Below are 16,316 nucleotides of genomic sequence, written 5' to 3' on the forward strand. Positions count from 1 at the left end.
GCCGCCAGCCGGTGCTGGCGGCTCGCGAGGCGTCTTCGCCCGCAGCAGAGAGACGAAGGAGGAGCTACCGAGATGAGAGGACATGTTTCCAGGGTGCTGCGGCTCGCTGTCGTGGCGTTTGCGTGCGCGCTGATGGCGGGCTGCGGCGGCCCGCTGCGCTACACGCCGCAGGGCATGGGGAAGGCGCCGGGCGCGGACGCCGTGATCATCGCCGACGTCAACTTCGACGCGGCCATGACCCGCCTCGACATCAACGCGAAGGACCTCCCGCCGCCCGATCGCCTCGACTCGAGCGGCGCCGCCTACGTCGTCTGGGCGCGCCCGGACAGCGACTCGCCCTGGCAGCGGATCGGCGCGCTCACCTTCGACCCCGATGCCCGCACCGGCAAGCTCAAGGACGTGAGCGTGCCGCTCACCCGGTTCGAGCTCGTCATCAGCCTCGAGAAGACGGCCAATCCCGGGTCGCCGTCCTCGGAGCTCATCTTCAAGCAGGACGTCGAGTACTGACGCGGCGGCTCCGCCGGGGGTGCATCTTCGCAGCGCTGCTCGAGCCGCTCCCGGCGGGAGAGTCGCAGCCGTCTGGCGCGACCCGCGACGCCAGCGACATCACCGTGACGCCCCCCGCCCCTCGTAATGGTGCCGAGGCGTGATCGTCGCCCGTCCCATCGAGGCGGGCGCCGGCCGTCGGACCCGGCGGCGATATACCGGCGCCGCCCACCGTGCATCGCGTGAATGCCCGCGAGCGCCGGTGCATCGAAGTGCGGTGAGTGAAGATTCTCCTCCTGTCGCAATGGTATCACCCCGAGCCGGTCGCGCGCCCCCATCTGCTCGCAGAGGCGCTGGCCGAGCGCGGGCACCAGGTGACGGTGGTGACCGCGTTCCCGAACTACCCGCATGGCCGCACTTATCCAGGGTACCGACAGCGCCTCTGGGACGTGGAGCACGCGAGCGGCAGCAGGGTGATACGCCTCCCGAGCTACCCTGATCACAGCCGATCGCGCGTGCGGCGGACGCTCAACTACGCGAGCTTCGCCGCCTCGACCGCGCTGCTCGGGACTGCCCTCTCCGGGCCGGCGGACGTCGCCTGGGTCCATAACCCCCCACCGGGCCACGCCATCGCCGCCTCGTGGCTCGCCGCGCTCCGCCGGATACCGTGGGTCTATGAGGTCCAGGACCTCTGGCCCGAGACCGCGGCGGCCTCGGGCATGCTCGACAACAGGCTCGTGTTCGCCGGCATCGATCGCGTGAACCGCGCCCTCTTCCGGCGCGCCGCGGCGATCACCGTCATCAGCCCGGGGCTAGAGCGCGAGCTCTCCCGCAAAGGCGTCTCGACAGACAAGGTGCACCTGATCCCGAACTGGGCCGACGATCGGATCTACAGGCCGGTGGAGCCCGACCCGCAGCTCGCGGCGGAGCACGGGCTGTCAGGGCGGTTCGTCGTCCTCTTCGCCGGCAACATGGGCCCTGCTCAGGCCCTCTCCAGCGTGCTCGACGCGGCCGAGCGGTTGCGCGACCTCACCGACGTGCGGTTCGTGATGGTCGGGGACGGGAACGACGCGCTCAGGCTCCGGCGCGAAGCTGCGGCGCGGGCCCTCTCGAACGTCGTCTTCATCGGCCAGCAACCCCATGAGCGCATGCCGCATTTCTTCGCGCTGGCCGATGTGGCGCTCTCGCACCTCCGGCGCGATCCGCGCTTCGAGATCACGATCCCCTCGAAGATCCCGGCCTACATGGCCGCGGCCAGGCCGGTGCTCGTCGCGGCGGGCGGGGATCCAGCCGATCTGGTGCGGAGCAGCGGGGCGGGGCTCGCCTGCGAGCCCGAGGACCCGGCGGCGCTCGCGGACGCCGTGCGGCGGTTTCACGGCATGACGCCGCAAGCGCGGCGCGCGATGGGGGAGGCCGGCCGGCTCTATTTCCTTCGCTGGTTCACGCGCGAGCCGCTCGTGCGTCGTTATGAGGAGATCTTCGCGCGCGCAGCGGGTGAAGCACCGTCGTGAAGAAGCTGGCGCGCCCTTTTTCGTGAGCTGGCGCGCCGGCGCGGGGCTGAGGGGTACCGAAGGACGCAATGCACCGGGGCATTGCGGTGGGCATCGTTCCATTTGCGAGACGACAGGCACAGCGGTGGGGACCATGCAGAATTACAAGGACCGGCGGATCATCGTGACCGGTGGGGCGGGCGCGATCGGCGGCTCGCTCACGGCGGCCCTGGCCGACGCGGGCGCGGAGGTGATCGTGGTGGACGACCTCTCCTCCTCTTCCCGCTGGGGCGTCCCGGCGCGGCGCAACGTGCGCTTCGTGGAGGGGAGCGTCGTTGATGACGGCTTGCTCGCGGCGGTGTTCCGGGAGCAGCCGTCGCATGTCTTCCACCTCGCCGCGCTGTTCGCGAACCAGAACTCGGTGGACAACCCGGAGCGCGATCTCGAGGTCAACGGCCTTGGCACATTGCGGGTGCTGCAGCACGCGCGGCGCAGCGGGGCGCAGCGCGTCGTCTTCGCCTCGTCCGGGTGCGCGCCCTACGGCAGCGACCCGCCGCGGCCCGTCCACGAGGAGCACCTCGCGCTCGATGTCCACACGCCTTACCAGGCCACCAAGCTGCTCGGCGAGCTCTATTGCAATTATTTCTGCTGTCATCCGGCCGGCCACGACGGGCTGAGCACCGTGCGGATCCGCCCCTTCAACTCGTATGGTCCGGGCGAGGTCCCTGGCCGATACCGCAATGTGATCCCCAACTTCGTCTACTGGGCCCTGCGCGGCGAGGCGCTGCCGATCACCGGGACGGGAGAGGAGACCCGCTCGTTCACCTACGTGGGTGACATCGTCGATGGATTTCTCCGCGCGGGCACCGCGGCGTCCGCCTCGGGCGAGGCGTTCAACCTGGCGTCGGGCGAGGAGATCGCCATCCTCGACGTCGCGAGAGCCATCAACGAGTTGACGGGCAACCGCGCCGGCGTCCGGTTCGTCGAGCGCCGGGCGTGGGATACGCAGCGCCGTCGGGTCGCGTCCACCGACAAGGCCCGTCGACTCCTTGGCTTCGAGGCGCAGACGGGCCTGCGCGAGGGGCTCGCGCGCACCGTGGCGTGGTTCCGCGAGCGCTGGGCCCAGATCGAGGCCGACGCGCGCTTCTAGGGACATGCGCGTCGCGCTCTGGGGCCCCCTGCCGCCGCCCGCCGGCGGAATCACGCGGTGGATGCGGAACTACCTCGACGCGGCGGCAGAGGCGGGCATCGAGGCGGACGTCATCGACACCTCGCCCCGAGGCGCCTCGACCGATCCGACGAGCAGGCTCCGTCCCGCGCGCGTGGTCCGCGCGGGCGAGGCGCTGGCTGCGCTCCACCGGCTGCTCGCGCGACGCCGGCCGGATGTCGTTCATCTGTGCACCACCCTGTTCTGGGCGACCGCGCGCGACGGCCTCGCGGTGGAGCTGTGCCGTCGCGCGGGGGTGCCGGCCGTGCTCCACCTGCGCCTGTCGCCGCAGATCATCGCCTGGCATCGGGCCCTGCCGTGGCCGGCTCGGCAGGCCGTGCGCGCCGTGCTGGGCCGCGCCGCAGCCGTCATCACGCTCTCGGAGGAGCTGCGGTGTTACGTGCAGGCCCTGGTTCCAGGCGGCCGCGTCCTCCGGATCGCCAACCCGGTCGACACCGGCGGCTTCCACCCCGCTGCCGCGCCGCGCTCGCCCGGCCAGCCGCTGCGGGTGCTCTTCGCGGGGCTCGTCACGCCGCAGAAGGGGGTCCTGGAGCTCGCGCGGGCCGTGCTGGCGGTCGAGGGCCTGACCCTCGCGCTGGCGGGGCCTCGCGACGCAAGCGGCGCTGCCGGCCCGTCCCGCCGCCTCGACGAGGCGCTCGCGGAGCTCGATCGGCAAGGCCGCCTGAGCCTGCTCGGTGAGGTGCCCGAAGACGCGATGCCCGCTGTCTACCGCGACGCGGACGTCTTCTGCCTACCGAGCCATGGCGAGGGGCTGCCCAACGCGTTGCTGGAGGCCATGGCCAGCGGCCTGCCCTGTGTCGTCACGCCGGTCGGCGCGGTGCCGGAGGTGATCCAGGGCGAGGGCCGTCGGGTGGCCCTCCTGGTGGCGCCGAGAGACGAGGACGCGCTGCGGGGCGCGCTCCGATCCCTGCGCGACGACCTTTCCCTGCGGGCGCAGCTCGGCGAGGCCGCGCGCCGGCGCGCCGTGCGCCGCTATGCGAGCAGGACGATCATGGCGGAGTACGCCGCGCTGTATGCGCAGCTCGCAACGGCCAACTCTTCGCGTCCCGAGCCCCGGGACGAACATCACGGCTGCGCGGGGCCGTAGACCGCGCGCCGTACGGCGTCGGGAAACTCGCCCACCGCCTACGCCTGCATGGATCGAGTCCGGTGGGAGCTCATGCGGCGGCCGGTAGGCGTACGCGGCGGCGAGCTGCCCGCCGCCATGGCGCGGTCGAGGGCCCGGCGCGCTGCGAGCGCCGCGCGTGGCGATAGGGGCTCTCCCGATCCGTTTGGCTGCTGGCGTCCTCTCGATTCCATATCAGTCTAGTGCGCCGATGATCGACCGCCTGCGCGTCCGTCAGGCTCGGATCGAGCCTTGAAGGGACGTCGCCGTTCCCGCCAGAAGCGGAGGAATCGAGGTGTCAGTGCGAGCGGACCTCTTCAGAAGCGCTCCGTTCACGAAGGTTCTGTCGCCGCTCGTCATCGCTGCTGCTTTGACCGCGGTCGACTGCGATCGTCCCCGGCAGGCGCCGGGGCCGGAGGCCGCCGGCGGCGGGAACGGCGGGAGCGGCGGGAACGGCGGAGGCGGCGAGCACGGCGGGGGCGGAGGGGACGGAGCGCCTTGCGTCACGGCCGCGGACTGCCCCGGGGTCGACGGCGCGTGTCAGCTGCGCACCTGCGAAGGCGGCCGATGCGCCCTCGACGACGCGCCGCGGGGAAAGCCCGTGGGCGATCAGGTGCTGGGCGACTGCAAGGCGCGCGTTTGCGATGGGCATGGCGCCGTGATCGAGCTCGACGACGACCAAGACGCCTTCTCCGACGGAGACCCGTGCTCGGCCGACGTGTGCGTCGCCGGGGCGCCGAAGAACCTTCCGGCGCCGGCGACCACGGAGTGCGGCGGACCCGACGCGATCGGAGCGCGCTATTGCGATGGGAACGGCGCTTGTGTCGAGTGTCTCGTCGCTGGCGATTGCCTGAGCAACATCTGCGTCGAGAACAGCTGTGTCGCGCCCGATTGCGGCGATGGCGCGATGAACGGCGCCGAGACCGGCGTCGACTGCGGCGGCTCGGAGTGCGTGCCGTGCGCGGATCTCGAGGCCTGCCTCGCCGGCGCGGACTGCCGGAGCGGGATCTGCGCGGACGGCAGGTGCCGAGCGTCGTCGTGCGCCGACGGCGCGACGAACGGGCCGGAGACCGACGTCGACTGCGGCGGACCGGCGTGCTCGCCTTGCGCCACCGGCAAGGCGTGCGCCGCGGACGGCGACTGCCTGGGCGGCCGCTGTTCAGGGACGACGTGCCTCCCGTCGTGCACCGACATCGCCCGGAACGGGGCGGAGACCGATATCGACTGCGGCGGCCCCGCGTGCGTCGGGTGCGCCGCCGGAATGCGCTGCGCCGTCGGGCGCGATTGCCTGAGCCACGTGTGCAGCGCCGCAGGCACCTGCGCCGCGCCGGTCTGCGGCGACGGCGTGGTCAACGCCGCCGCGGAGGCGTGTGATGACGGCAATACGAGCAGCACGGACGCGTGCCTCACCACGTGCGTCGCCGCCTCGTGCGGGGACGGGTTCGTCCGCGCCGGCGTCGAGGCGTGCGACGACGGAAACGCGAGCAACACCGACGCCTGCCCGACGGGCTGCGCGCGCGCCGTGTGTGGGGACGGGTTCGTCCGCGCCGGCGTCGAGGCGTGTGACGACGGGAACCGGAGCGCGGGCGACGGGTGCAGCCCAGGGTGCCTGCTCGACGGCTGCGGCGACGGCGCGATCCAGGCCGGCGAGGAGTGCGACGACGGCGACGCCGACAGCGCCGACGGCTGTCCTATCACCTGCCGCGCCGCGAGGTGCGGCGACGGCTTCGTGCGGGACGGCGTCGAGGGCTGCGACGACGCCAACACGTCGAGCGGCGACGGCTGCAGCGCGGGCTGCGTCGTGGAAGCGCGGTACACCTGCCGGGGCACGCCGAGCGTGTGCACGTACTCCAAGGAGCGCAACTGCGGCGACGCGGCGGACGATGACCTCGACGGCGAGACGGACTGCGCCGACCCGGACTGCGCGCTCGGCTGCGACGATGCCGTCAGCGCGTGCTCGCCCGGGCAGGTGCTGTGGGTGCAGTCGTCCACGGACATCCCCAAGACCGTCACGGATCGCGCCGTCGCTGCCAGCGTCCTCCCTGTCGTCTCGAGGGGCGCGATCCGGCGCGTGACGCTCGAGCTCGATATCGCGCATTCGTTCGACGGAGATCTCGATATCTCGCTCACCTCTCCGGCTGGCGCGACGGTCGATGTGTCGAGCGACAACGGCGGCTCCGGCGACAACTACCGGAGGACCGTCTTCGACATGGGCTGCGCGAGCGCGGTCACGGGGGCGATGGCGCCGTTTCGCGGCTGCTTCCGCCCGGAGTCGTCGTTCGCGGCCTTCCTCTCGGGGCCGGCGAACGGCACGTGGACGCTCCGGGTCGGGGACGACGCCGGGTCCGACTCCGGTACGCTGACCGCGTGGTCCCTCGCGCTCTGCATCGACCCGTGATCGCAGGGCGGCGCGGCCGCGCGCGCGCCGCCAGCCACGCTGTCCGCCCTGCGCGCCGCGAGGGCTGCGACGAGGGCAGGCGCGGCCGCGCCCGGCCGGCCCGATCGGCCGTGCTCGCCTGGCGTGGTCTCCCGTACCGGCGGCCTTCGATCCATGCCAGGGTGCGCTCGTGCCCTGGGTCCGCGCATCGCTTCGAGGTCAAACCGTCTATGCTCGCGCCGACGCCGCCGGCGCCCTGGTCGCGGAGGAGGGCGGCGGCGTCGAGATCCGCTACAAGCCGCACGACGGCCGCAGGTACAAGGCGCGCGCCGACAACCTGACCGTGCTCGACCCGAAGGTGTTGCCCGACGACACCTGTGGGCCTGCGGAGGCGGTCGTGAAGGCGCGCGCCGGCGAGCAGCCCGAGGGGGGCGCGGCCGCCCCAGCGCCGGCCGGGCGCGCGCAGCGCAAGGCGCCGGCGCGGGGGGAGGCCGGCGCGGCGCCCGTCCCGGAAGGGGCTGTCATCGTCTACGCGGACGGCGCGTGCTCGGGGAACCCGGGGCCCGCGGGGCTCGGCGTGGTGGTCATCGACGGCGGCCGGCGGATCGAGCGCAGCGAGTTCCTCGGCACCGCGACCAACAACATCGCCGAGCTGACGGCCATCCTCCGCTCGCTCGAGGAGGTGGACGAGCCGGGGCGGCCCATCGTCATCCACACGGACAGCCAGTACTCGATCGGCGTGCTCCAGAAGGGGTGGAAGGCGAAGGCGAACGCCGAGCTCATCGCCTCGCTGCGCGGCGCGCTCGCCGAGCGGCCGCGCGCGCGCCTCGTGTATGTGCCGGGGCACGCCGGCGTGCTGCTCAACGAGCGCGCCGACGCGCTCGCGCGCGAGGCCGTCCGCGAGCGCGCCTCCCGTCGGACGGTGTACCCCGGCTCCGGCTGAGTCCGGGGCAACCCCCGCCCGCGCGGGGCCGGAAACGCGTGGAACCGCCTGGGGCCCGGTGGTAGAGCCGCGCGATGCGTGTTCCGCTCCGCCTCGCCCTCGCCGGGCTCGTCGCCGCCGCCGCCTTCGCCTCGCCGCTCGCCCACGCGGTCGTGAGCGAGCGGATCGTCGCCGTCGTCGGCGATCGCGCCATCCTGCTCTCGGATCTGCGGCAGCGGGCTCGCCCCTTCCTGCTGCAGATCCAGGCCAGGGTCCCGCCGGGCGCGCAGCAGGCGGCGGCCGAGTCGCAGGTCTTCCGCGATCTCCTCCAGAAGATGGTGGACGAGGAGCTCGAGGGCCAGGCCGCCGAGAAGGCCAATGTCCGCGTGACCTCCGAGGAGATCGAGAACGCCTTCCGGAACATCGCGGCCGCGGAGCAGATGACGGTCGAGGAGCTGTTCCGGACGGCGCGGGCGAGCTCGGGGCTCACCGAGCAGGAGTACCGCGACGAGATCCGCCGGCAGATCCTCGAGGGCAAGATGCTGCAGCTCCGGGTGAAGGGCCGCGTGCGCATCACCGAGCAGGACGTGCGGTCGGCCTTCGATCGGCTGGTGCGCGAGGAGCGCCGGCGGCGCGACTACCACCCGGCGTGGATCGTCCTGCGCGTCCTGCCCGGATCGAGCGCCGAGGCGGTCGAGGAGCGCCGCGCGCTCGCCGCGGCGCTCGCGGAGCGCGCGCGCGGCGGCGAGGATTTCGCGGCGCTCGCGGGGCAGTTCTCGGACGACTCCGCGACCCGCGACGAGGGCGGCGACCTCGGGGTCCGCGCGCCGCAGGGGACGCAGGCCGCGGTGACCGGCCAGCGCGAGGTGATGGCCCCGGAGCTCGAGGCCGCGCTGATGGCGATCGAGCCGGGCGGCGTGACCGGGCCGATGCGCGCGGGCGACGCGTTCGTGGTCATGAAGCTCCTGAGCCGCCAGCCGTCCCGCTTCACGACGCTCGAGGCGGCTCGCCCGGAGGTCCTCCAGCGGCTGCAGGCGGAGATCATGACGAAGGCCAAGCAGAAGTGGCTCGACGACCTGAAGCGCGGGACGCACGTGGAGGTCCGGCTCTGACGCGCAAGGGCGAGCGGGGCGCGACGGGCGCGGCGCGCGCGGGCGGCGCGCGCGGCGGGGGAGATGCGGTCGTCCCCGAGTGCACCGCGTGCGGCACCTGCTGCTTCTCGGCCCTGCCGGAGTACGTCCGGGTCTTCGGCTGCGACCACGATCGCATGGACGATCGCGCGCGGGGGTTCACGCGCTTCATCGGCAACCGCTGCTACATGCGCATCGAGGACGGCCGCTGCGCCGCGCTCACGCTGGACGCGGAGCACGGCCGCTTCCTGTGCTCGATCTACGAGGTGCGGCCCGACTGCTGCCGCGCGCTCGAGCGCGGCAGCGGCCAGTGCCTCGGCGAGCTTCACGAGAAGCGGGAGCGGCCGCTCCTCGCGCTCGAGGCGCTCCGCCGCCGCGCGGGCGGCGCGAGCGGCGAGGGAGACGCGGGGGGCTCAAACGGCGCGGGGGAGGCGGGCGGCGCCGTGTAGGTGCGGCCGGCGTCGCCGTCAGGGCGACGCGTCCCTGTCCGGAACCGGCGGCGCGCCCGCGTCGATCGCGCCGCGATCGATCCGCATGCTCACGTCGAGCGTGACGGTCTGCCCCTCGGAGACGGTGATCGTGCGCTTCTCCTCGGGCGCGTTCGGGTGCCGGAACGTGACGTAGTGCCGCCCGGCCTGGAGCGGGATCGCCCGCGCCATCGGCGTCACGTCGATGAGCTCCCCATCGATGACGACCTCCGCCCACGGCCTGGCGAGGACCTTCAGGTAGCCGCGCTCCTCCGAGCGCCCGCCGGGCTGCCTGACCTCGGCGCTGGGCGGCTCCGCGGCGTCGTGCTGGCGGAGGCTGAGCTCGATGAGCGCGCCGCCCGCGACGACCAGGGCCAAGATGCCGACGAGCCGGCCCACGTCGGGCGCGAGCGACGGCGCGCTGCGCTGCTCGGCGGCGGGGCGCGCGGAGGGCGCCTGCGCGGGCGGCAGCTCGTCGCCGCCGAGCTTGGCCGCCGCGAGGGCCCTCGTGATGAGGGCGCGCGGCTGCGGATGGCCGCGCTCCGCGAGCTCCTCGGCCAGGGCGTCCGCGACGGCGCGGCCGCTGTCGTAGCGCTGCTCCGGCTCTTTCTCGAGGCACCGGAGCACCACGCGCTCCAGGCCGCGCGACACGTCGGGCACGAGCCCCCGCAGCGGCTGCGGCGGCGCGTTGCGGATCCGGTGGGCGACGGCCCTGCCCTCGGCCCACCGGTCCTCGTCGCGCTCACGCGGCGCGCCGGGCGCGCCCGACGCGCGGTTCGACGCGTGGTTGGACGCGCGGTTCGACGTACGATTGGCATCCTCCAGCCCCGCCTTCGGCTCGTCGAACGGGCGCACGCCGGTGAGCATCTCGAACAGCACAACGCCGAGCGCGAACACGTCCGCCTGAGGCCCGGGCTCCGCCCCGAGGATCTGCTCCGGCGCCATGTAGTCGGGCCGCGCGAACGTGTCGCTGCCCTCGAACGGCTCCGGCAGCGAGGGTTGCCGGCCGTCGGACGCCGCAGCGAACTCCAGGATCTTCACCCCGCCCGCGGGCGTGACGATGACGCGCTCGGGGCGCAGCTCGCGGTGCACGACGCCCCGCTCGTGCGCGTGCCCGAGGCCGCGCGCGATCTCCAGCGCGATGGCCGCCGCGGCGCCCTCGTCGAGGCGGCCAGCGCGCGCGCACAGGGCCGCGAGCGTCGGCCCCGAGAGCGGCTCCAGCACGAGCCATATCCGGTCCTCGTCGCGCTGGAAGTCGTGGATGTCGATGATGTTGGGGTGCCGGATGCGCGCGAGGATCTTCGCCTCGCGCTCGAGGCCGGCCGCGAACGCGCTCGCGGCCGACACCGTGGGCTTGAGCGTCTTGATCAGCGCCGCCCGGCCGAGCCCCGCGTGCTCGGCCCGGTACGTCACGGTGAGCGCCCGCGACGAGACGGCCTCGCGCAGGATGTACGGGCCGAGCTGCCTCTGGTCGGCGCCCACTTACCGCTGTCGGATGCGGAGCGTGCGCCCCGTCATCGCCGCGGGCTGCGGGAGGCCGAGGATCTCGAGCATCGTCGGCGCCACGTCGCAGATGCGGCCGCCGGACCGGAGCACGATGCCGGGGTCGTTCTTGTTCAGGTAGTAGAGCGGCACCGGGTTGAGCGTGTGGGCGGTGTGCGGGTTGCCGTGCTCGTCCTTCATCAGCTCGCAGTTGCCGTGGTCCGCGGTGATGATCAGCGCGCCGCCGGCCTCGCGCACGGCGTCCCCGATGGCGCCGAGCCCCTTGTCGACCGCCTCGTTGGCGTGGATGGCGGCCTCGAGGATGCCGGTGTGCCCGACCATGTCCGGGTTCGCGAAGTTCACCAGGATGAAGTCGTACTTGCCGCTCTTGATCGCGGCCACGACCTCGCTCGCGACGCCCGCCGCGCTCATCTCCGGCTTCTTGTCGTAGGTGGCGACGTCGCGCGGCGAGGGCACGAGCTTCCTGTCCTCGCCCGGGAACGTCTCCTCGCGGCCGCCGTTGAAGAAGTACGTGACGTGCGCGTACTTCTCGGTCTCCGCGCACCGGAGCTGCGTGAGCCCGGCGCCGGCGATCACCTCGGGGAACGACTCGGTCACCTCGTCCTTCGGGAACGCGACCGGCAGCTTCAGCGCCGCGTCGTACTCGGTCATGCCGCTGTAACAGTGCTCCTGGAAGGCGAAGACCGGCTTGCCCCGGTCCGAGAGGAGCTCCAGCACCTCGTCCGGCAGGTTCCGTCGCGTGAGCATCGCCGAGATCTCACGCATCCGGTCGGGCCTGAAGTTGACGGAGAGGCCGACCTCTTCGCCCTGCCACTCCCAGCGGGGCTCCTGCGAGGCGAAGTCGGCCACGAAGTCGCCCTTGATGCCGTTATAGTCGCCGATGCGGACGGGCTCGACGAACTCGTCCGTCTTCCCGGCCGCGTACGACTGCTGGATCGCGTCGAACGCCGTGTCGGCCCGCGGCGCGTCGCCGCGCACGATCGCGGTGTAGGCCTTCATGACGCGGTCCCAGCGCTTGTCCCGGTCCATGGCGTAGTACCGGCCCGAGATGGTGCCGATGACGCCGACGCCCTGGAGCGCCTCCTCGATCTTCTCGACGTAGCCCCACGCGCTCTTCGGCGGCGTGTCGCGGCCGTCGAGGAACGCGTGCAGGACGAGGGGCACCTCGTGGAACTTCGCGAGCTTGATCAGCGCGAGGAAGTGGTCGAGCGACGAGTGGACGCCGCCGTCGGAGACGAGCCCGAAGAGGTGCACCCGGCACTTGCGGTCCTGCGCGATCCGGAACGTCCGGTCGATGATCTCGTTCGAGCCGAGCTTGTTCTCGGCGATCGCGACGTCGATGCGCGAGATGTCCATCAGCGCGATCCTCCCCGCGCCGAAGTTCAGGTGGCCGACCTCGCTGTTGCCCATCTGCCCCACCGGGAGCCCGACGTCCGGGCCGCTCGTCCCGATCAGCGTCTTCTCGGAGTCGCGCTTGATCGCGTCGAGGTTCGGCATCGCGGCGAGGGCGATCGCGTTCTGGTCCTTTTCTTCGCGCTCGCCGAATCCATCGAGGATGCAGAGGACGAGCGGACGGGGGCGTTGCGTGGGGGAGGGGGCTGCTTCGCTCATGGCGGCGGAATCTACAACGAACCCGCGGCGATCGGAGGGGGGCTGCTCACGGATTTTCGCCGGGCGAGCCGCCGCGCGCGGCGTGCATGCTAACATCCGACCATGTCTGACTGCGCCCGTCGCGCCACGTACCAGGATGTGCTTGACACGCCGCCGAATCAGGTGGCGGAGGTCCTGAACGGCGTCCTCCACGCGACGCCGCGGCCCTCCGTGTCCTCCCGCAACGTGACGTCGGTGCTCGCGGGCGAGCTGTACCTGCCATTTCGTCGGGGCATCAAGGGGCCTGGCCGGTGGGCGCTGCTGGTCGAGCCCGAGCTGCACCTCGGCACCGATCCAGACATCGTGATCCCTGACATCGCCGCGTGGCGCCGCGACCGGATGCCGCAGATCCCGATGCGGAACGCGGCGATCTTCCTCGCGCCCGACTGGGTGTGCGAGGTGATCTCGCCGTCCACCGAGGCGCTCGACCGCCGCGACAAGATGGAGATCTACGCGCGCGAGCTCGTTGCGCACTACTGGCTGATCGACCCGCGGCTCCGGCTCCTGGAGGTCTACCGCATCGACGGTGGGCGGTTCGCGCGCGTGGGCGCGTGGGAGGGTGACGTCACCCTGCGCGCGGCGCCGTTCGACGCCGTGGAGATCGAGCTCGGCGTTCTCTGGCAGGAATAGCGCAGCAACAGCGCACGAATAGCGCAGGATCTGCCGTCGCCGGTCGCGTCGAGCCGCGCGCCGGGCGAGGTGCGTGAGCTCCGCTTTATCGTGATTGTCACCCCGAGATCGGGGAAGCGACGACCGTCCGCCGGATGCAGCCGGGGCGTGCGGCTTGCATGGGTGTTGAGGACACTCGGCCGTTCGCGCTCGTCATGAGCAGCCGTCACACGGGGGGATGGACATGAAGCGCATCAACATCATCGGCCTGCTGGCCGCGCCGCTCGCATGCCTCGGGGCAGCGCAGCTCGCCTCGGCCTCACCCACGACGCCCGTCGAGGAGCTCGTCCTCATCGCGGAAACACGAGCTCCCGTCGCCGCGGATGCAGCCGACGCTCGTCCTGCACGCCAGCGGCCCTGGTACGGTCCCTGGTACGCGTCCTGGTATGGTCATTGGTACAGGCCCTGGCATGGGTACTGGCACGGGCACGGTCATTGGCACGGTCATGGTCATTGGCATGGTCACTGGCACGGTCATTGGCATGGTCTCTGGTACGGGCACTGGCGGTGACATGACCGGCGGCGGTCCGATGGAGGGCTTCGCACCCTCGGCCCGCGGACGCCCGAGAGGGGACAGGACGGACCGCTGAGGGCGCCGGCGCCGCGGCAGGAGAGCGGGACGGGCGGCCCTCTCCCCGTCTCGCCCTCGTCGGTCAGGTTCGCGGTCGCTCGCAGGCGGGCACACCCGGAGGGAGCTGCATGGAGGGAAAGCGGAACAGCCGGAGTCACGCCGCAGCCCTGATCGCCGTCGTGGGCCATCTAGGCCTCGTCGTCATGGGGGCTCTCCAGATCCATCCCGAGGGAGACGGTCGGCTTGCGCGGGCGCTCGCGGTTTACGGCGCGCTCTCCGGGGCCGAGAGCGGCTATGCCTTCTTCGCGGACAGCATCACCCCGCTGCCCAGGGCCAGCTTTCACGTCTCGGGTGCCGGCGGCGCGACCCTCACCGACGCCCTCGAGTCGGGCGCCAGCCGCGAGACGGAGATCCGGATACTGAACCTCATCACGCCTTTCTTGAGCGTGGAGGATCCGACGATCCAGCGCTCGATCGCCGCCTCGTGGGCGGGCAAGGTGCTGGCGAGACACCCCGCGGCCGAGAGCATCCTCGTCCGACTGGAGACGTGCGATCTGCCGTCGATGCGGGAGTACCGGGAGGGGAAGCGGTCCAGCTGGAACCTGCAGTACGAGGCGAAGTTCATGATCCGCTCGAAGCTCCGGACCTCTCGAGAGGCGAGCGGGGGTGCGCGGTGAAGGACCCTTCGATCGGCCTCCGCGGGGCGGCCGCGGGCGGCGAGCCCGCGCGCGTCCTCGGCGCGATCGAGCGCTTCGCGCTCGCGCCGGCCTCCGCGGCGCCGCTCGCGGCCCTCCGCATCGGGCTCGCGGCCGTGCTCTTGCTTCAAGCGGCGCTCGTCGCGCCCGCGCTCTTCGAGCTCTACGGCCGGTCCGGGATCCTCCAGGGGCCTCTGCGCGACGTGTTCGCGAGGACCGATCTTCCACGCATCGGCTGGGCGGTGGAGCTCCTTGCCCCGCTCGGGATCGGGGAGGATCCGGTCATCCTGGGCACGGGGGTGATCTACGTGGTTGCCCTCGCCGCGCTCCTGGTCGGTTGGTGCACGAGGGCCGCGGCCTTCCTGGCGTGGCTCACCCACCTGATGCTGGTGACGACCGCGAGCTCCACCGTCTATGGCGTGGACAGCTTCGCCAGCATCTTTCTCTTCTATCTCCTCTGGATGCCCTCGGAGGCCGCCTTCTCCATGGATCGCCGGCTCGGGCGCGCGCGGGGAGGGCCCACGCCGGCAGCCCGGCTCGGGTTGCGCGTTGTGCAGCTGCACCTCTCGTTCGCCTACCTCGTCAGCGGGCTGGGAAAGGCATCGGGCGAGCCGTGGTGGGACGGCGAGGCGATCTGGCGTTCGGTCATGTTGCCCGAATACCGGCAGTTCGACCTGTCGTGGCTCGCCGGCGCCCCCTGGCTCGCGGCGGTCGCCGGGTGGACGGTGCTGCTCGTGGAGATCGGCTATGGCTTCCTGATCTGGCCGCGCCGCACGCGGCTGCCCTGGGTCGTCGCCACCGTGGCGCTGCACGCCGGGATCGCCTTGTTCATGGGGCTCCTCGTGTTCGGCGCCCTCATGGCGGTGCTCACCATCGCCGCGTTCGCGGTGCCGAGCGAGCCCCCCGGGGCTGCGGCTCCGGCTGGCGCGGCGCCGGGGTGATCCTCGCGTCCCCCCTTCTGGCGAACGGCGCCCCGGGATAAGCTGTCGCAGGTTCGATCATGTCGCGCACGGCCATCCCGACCTGGTGCATCGCTGTGGTGCTGGTGAGGCACCGGAACCGGTTCCTCCTCGTGCACGAGCGCAAGCACGACCAGCTCTGGTATCTGCCGGCGGGCCGCGTCGAGCCCGGGGAGACGTTCGCGGAGGGGGCGCGGCGCGAGGCGCTGGAGGAGACGGGCGTCCCGGTGGAGCTGGAGGGCATCCTGCGCATCGAGCACAGCCCGGGCCCCTTGCAGGCGCGCTTCCGGGTGATCTTCCTCGCGCGCCCTCGGGACGCCACGCCCCCGAAGAGCCAGCCGGACGAGCACTCGCTCGAGGCGCGCTGGGTCACGCTGGACGAGCTCGCGGCCTTGCCGCTGCGCGGCCCCGACGTGGAGCGCTATTGCGGCGACGTGCTGGCCGGAGCGCAGGTCTTCCCGCTGTCGCTGCTCGGGGCCGAGGGGGGGCCGCTCCTCGTGAGCGGCCGCTGAGGCGGCGCCCCCCGCGCCGTGGCGATCCCGCTGGCCGCGCGGCTGCTCGTGTCTACAGCTTCAGCTTCATCCCCTCGTGGCTCGCCACGAAGCCGAGCCGCTCGTAGAAGCGGTGCGCGCGCAGCCGCGCCTTGTTCGAGGTGAGCTGCACCCGGAAACACCCCCGCCGCCGCGCCTCGTCGATGGCCCATCGCATCATCGCCTCGCCGACCCCGCGGCCCCGCAGGCTCGGGTCCACGATGACGTTCTCGATCTGCGCCACCCGTGCTCCGCGGTTCGCCACGTACTGGATGATGGTCAGGTGGAACGCGCCGGCGACGCGCCCCTCGACCTCCGCGACGAGCAGCGCGTTGTTCGGATCTTCCGCGATGGCGGCGAGCGCCTCGCGGTAGCGCGGATCGAGCGGCGGGCCGGGGTGGTCCGTCTTCGCGTTGCCCTCGTCCGGGATCGAGAAGAGATGGACGATCGCCGGCAGGTCCGCCTCGGCGGCGCGACGGATGGCGGGTACGAGCTGCGGCTGGCTCATGCACGCATCCTGCCACAACACACGGC

The 16,316-nt window shown here is 72.5% G+C and carries 15 protein-coding genes; 12 read left to right on the forward strand and 3 right to left on the reverse strand.

Going from position 1 to position 16,316, the window contains the following annotated elements; translation table 11 throughout:
• The first annotated feature begins 72 nt into the window (after positions 1-72).
• From WMF46_RS05895 to WMF46_RS05930, 8 genes are all read left to right on the forward strand, one after another.
• The gene (locus tag WMF46_RS05895; RefSeq protein ID WP_437984696.1) at positions 73-507 is read left to right on the forward strand and encodes a hypothetical protein; all 435 of its coding nucleotides are present in this window, start codon (positions 73-75) and stop codon (positions 505-507) included.
• Positions 508-767: 260 nt separating this feature from the next.
• Positions 768-1,997, forward strand: coding sequence for a glycosyltransferase family 4 protein (locus WMF46_RS05900; RefSeq protein ID WP_437984697.1), 1,230 nt, complete (start codon positions 768-770; stop codon positions 1,995-1,997).
• A gap of 133 nt (positions 1,998-2,130) precedes the next feature.
• Positions 2,131-3,126 carry an NAD-dependent epimerase/dehydratase family protein gene (locus WMF46_RS05905; RefSeq protein ID WP_437984698.1) on the forward strand — a complete coding sequence of 332 codons (996 nt, stop codon included), beginning with the start codon at positions 2,131-2,133 and terminating at the stop codon, positions 3,124-3,126.
• Positions 3,127-3,130: 4 nt separating this feature from the next.
• Positions 3,131-4,291, forward strand: a complete 1,161-nt coding sequence (locus WMF46_RS05910) for a glycosyltransferase family 4 protein (protein ID WP_437984699.1) — start codon at positions 3,131-3,133, stop codon at positions 4,289-4,291.
• A 313-nt stretch (positions 4,292-4,604) separates the two neighbouring features.
• Complete coding sequence (locus WMF46_RS05915) at positions 4,605-6,707, forward strand: DUF4215 domain-containing protein (protein ID WP_437984700.1); 2,103 nt, start codon at positions 4,605-4,607, stop codon at positions 6,705-6,707.
• Between the two features lie 169 nt (positions 6,708-6,876).
• On the forward strand, positions 6,877-7,629 hold the full coding sequence (locus tag WMF46_RS05920; protein ID WP_437984701.1) for a ribonuclease HI: 753 nt from the start codon (positions 6,877-6,879) through the stop codon (positions 7,627-7,629).
• A gap of 74 nt (positions 7,630-7,703) precedes the next feature.
• The gene (locus WMF46_RS05925; RefSeq protein ID WP_437984702.1) at positions 7,704-8,720 is read left to right on the forward strand and encodes a peptidylprolyl isomerase; all 1,017 of its coding nucleotides are present in this window, start codon (positions 7,704-7,706) and stop codon (positions 8,718-8,720) included.
• Positions 8,672-9,187: a YkgJ family cysteine cluster protein gene (locus WMF46_RS05930; RefSeq protein WP_437984703.1), complete on the forward strand. Its 516-nt coding sequence runs from the start codon at positions 8,672-8,674 to the stop codon at positions 9,185-9,187. The genes WMF46_RS05925 and WMF46_RS05930 overlap by 49 nt, the downstream gene beginning before the upstream one ends.
• 18 nt (positions 9,188-9,205) lie before the next feature.
• Here WMF46_RS05930 and WMF46_RS05935 read toward each other — a convergent pair whose 3' ends face one another.
• Together WMF46_RS05935 and gpmI are read right to left on the reverse strand one after the other, a co-directional pair.
• Positions 9,206-10,687 (reverse strand): serine/threonine protein kinase, encoded by a 1,482-nt coding sequence (locus tag WMF46_RS05935; protein WP_437984704.1) that lies wholly within the window; start codon positions 10,685-10,687, stop codon positions 9,206-9,208.
• A complete protein-coding gene (gene gpmI / locus WMF46_RS05940) occupies positions 10,688-12,319 on the reverse strand; it encodes a 2,3-bisphosphoglycerate-independent phosphoglycerate mutase (protein WP_437984705.1) in 1,632 nt (543 codons plus the stop codon).
• Between the two features lie 102 nt (positions 12,320-12,421).
• Between gpmI and WMF46_RS05945 the strand changes: the two genes are divergently transcribed.
• The 4 genes from WMF46_RS05945 (at position 12,422) to WMF46_RS05960 (ending at position 15,764) form a co-directional block, all read left to right on the forward strand.
• A complete protein-coding gene (locus tag WMF46_RS05945; RefSeq protein WP_437550064.1) occupies positions 12,422-12,988 on the forward strand; it encodes a Uma2 family endonuclease in 567 nt (188 codons plus the stop codon).
• A gap of 738 nt (positions 12,989-13,726) precedes the next feature.
• Positions 13,727-14,275, forward strand: coding sequence for a hypothetical protein (locus WMF46_RS05950; RefSeq protein ID WP_437984706.1), 549 nt, complete (start codon positions 13,727-13,729; stop codon positions 14,273-14,275).
• Positions 14,272-15,234 carry an HTTM domain-containing protein gene (locus tag WMF46_RS05955; protein WP_437984707.1) on the forward strand — a complete coding sequence of 321 codons (963 nt, stop codon included), beginning with the start codon at positions 14,272-14,274 and terminating at the stop codon, positions 15,232-15,234. Before WMF46_RS05950 ends, WMF46_RS05955 begins: the two co-directional genes overlap by 4 nt.
• A gap of 59 nt (positions 15,235-15,293) precedes the next feature.
• Positions 15,294-15,764, forward strand: a complete 471-nt coding sequence (locus WMF46_RS05960) for an NUDIX domain-containing protein (protein WP_437984708.1) — start codon at positions 15,294-15,296, stop codon at positions 15,762-15,764.
• Between the two features lie 52 nt (positions 15,765-15,816).
• Here the strand turns inward: WMF46_RS05960 and WMF46_RS05965 are convergent, their stop codons facing one another.
• The gene (locus tag WMF46_RS05965) at positions 15,817-16,290 is read right to left on the reverse strand and encodes an N-acetyltransferase family protein (protein WP_437550071.1); all 474 of its coding nucleotides are present in this window, start codon (positions 16,288-16,290) and stop codon (positions 15,817-15,819) included.
• Positions 16,291-16,316 lie beyond the last annotated feature (26 nt).

It is taken from the genome of Sorangium sp. So ce117, from assembly GCF_051524395.1.
GTDB lineage: Bacteria > Myxococcota_A > Polyangia > Polyangiales > Polyangiaceae > Sorangium > Sorangium cellulosum_B.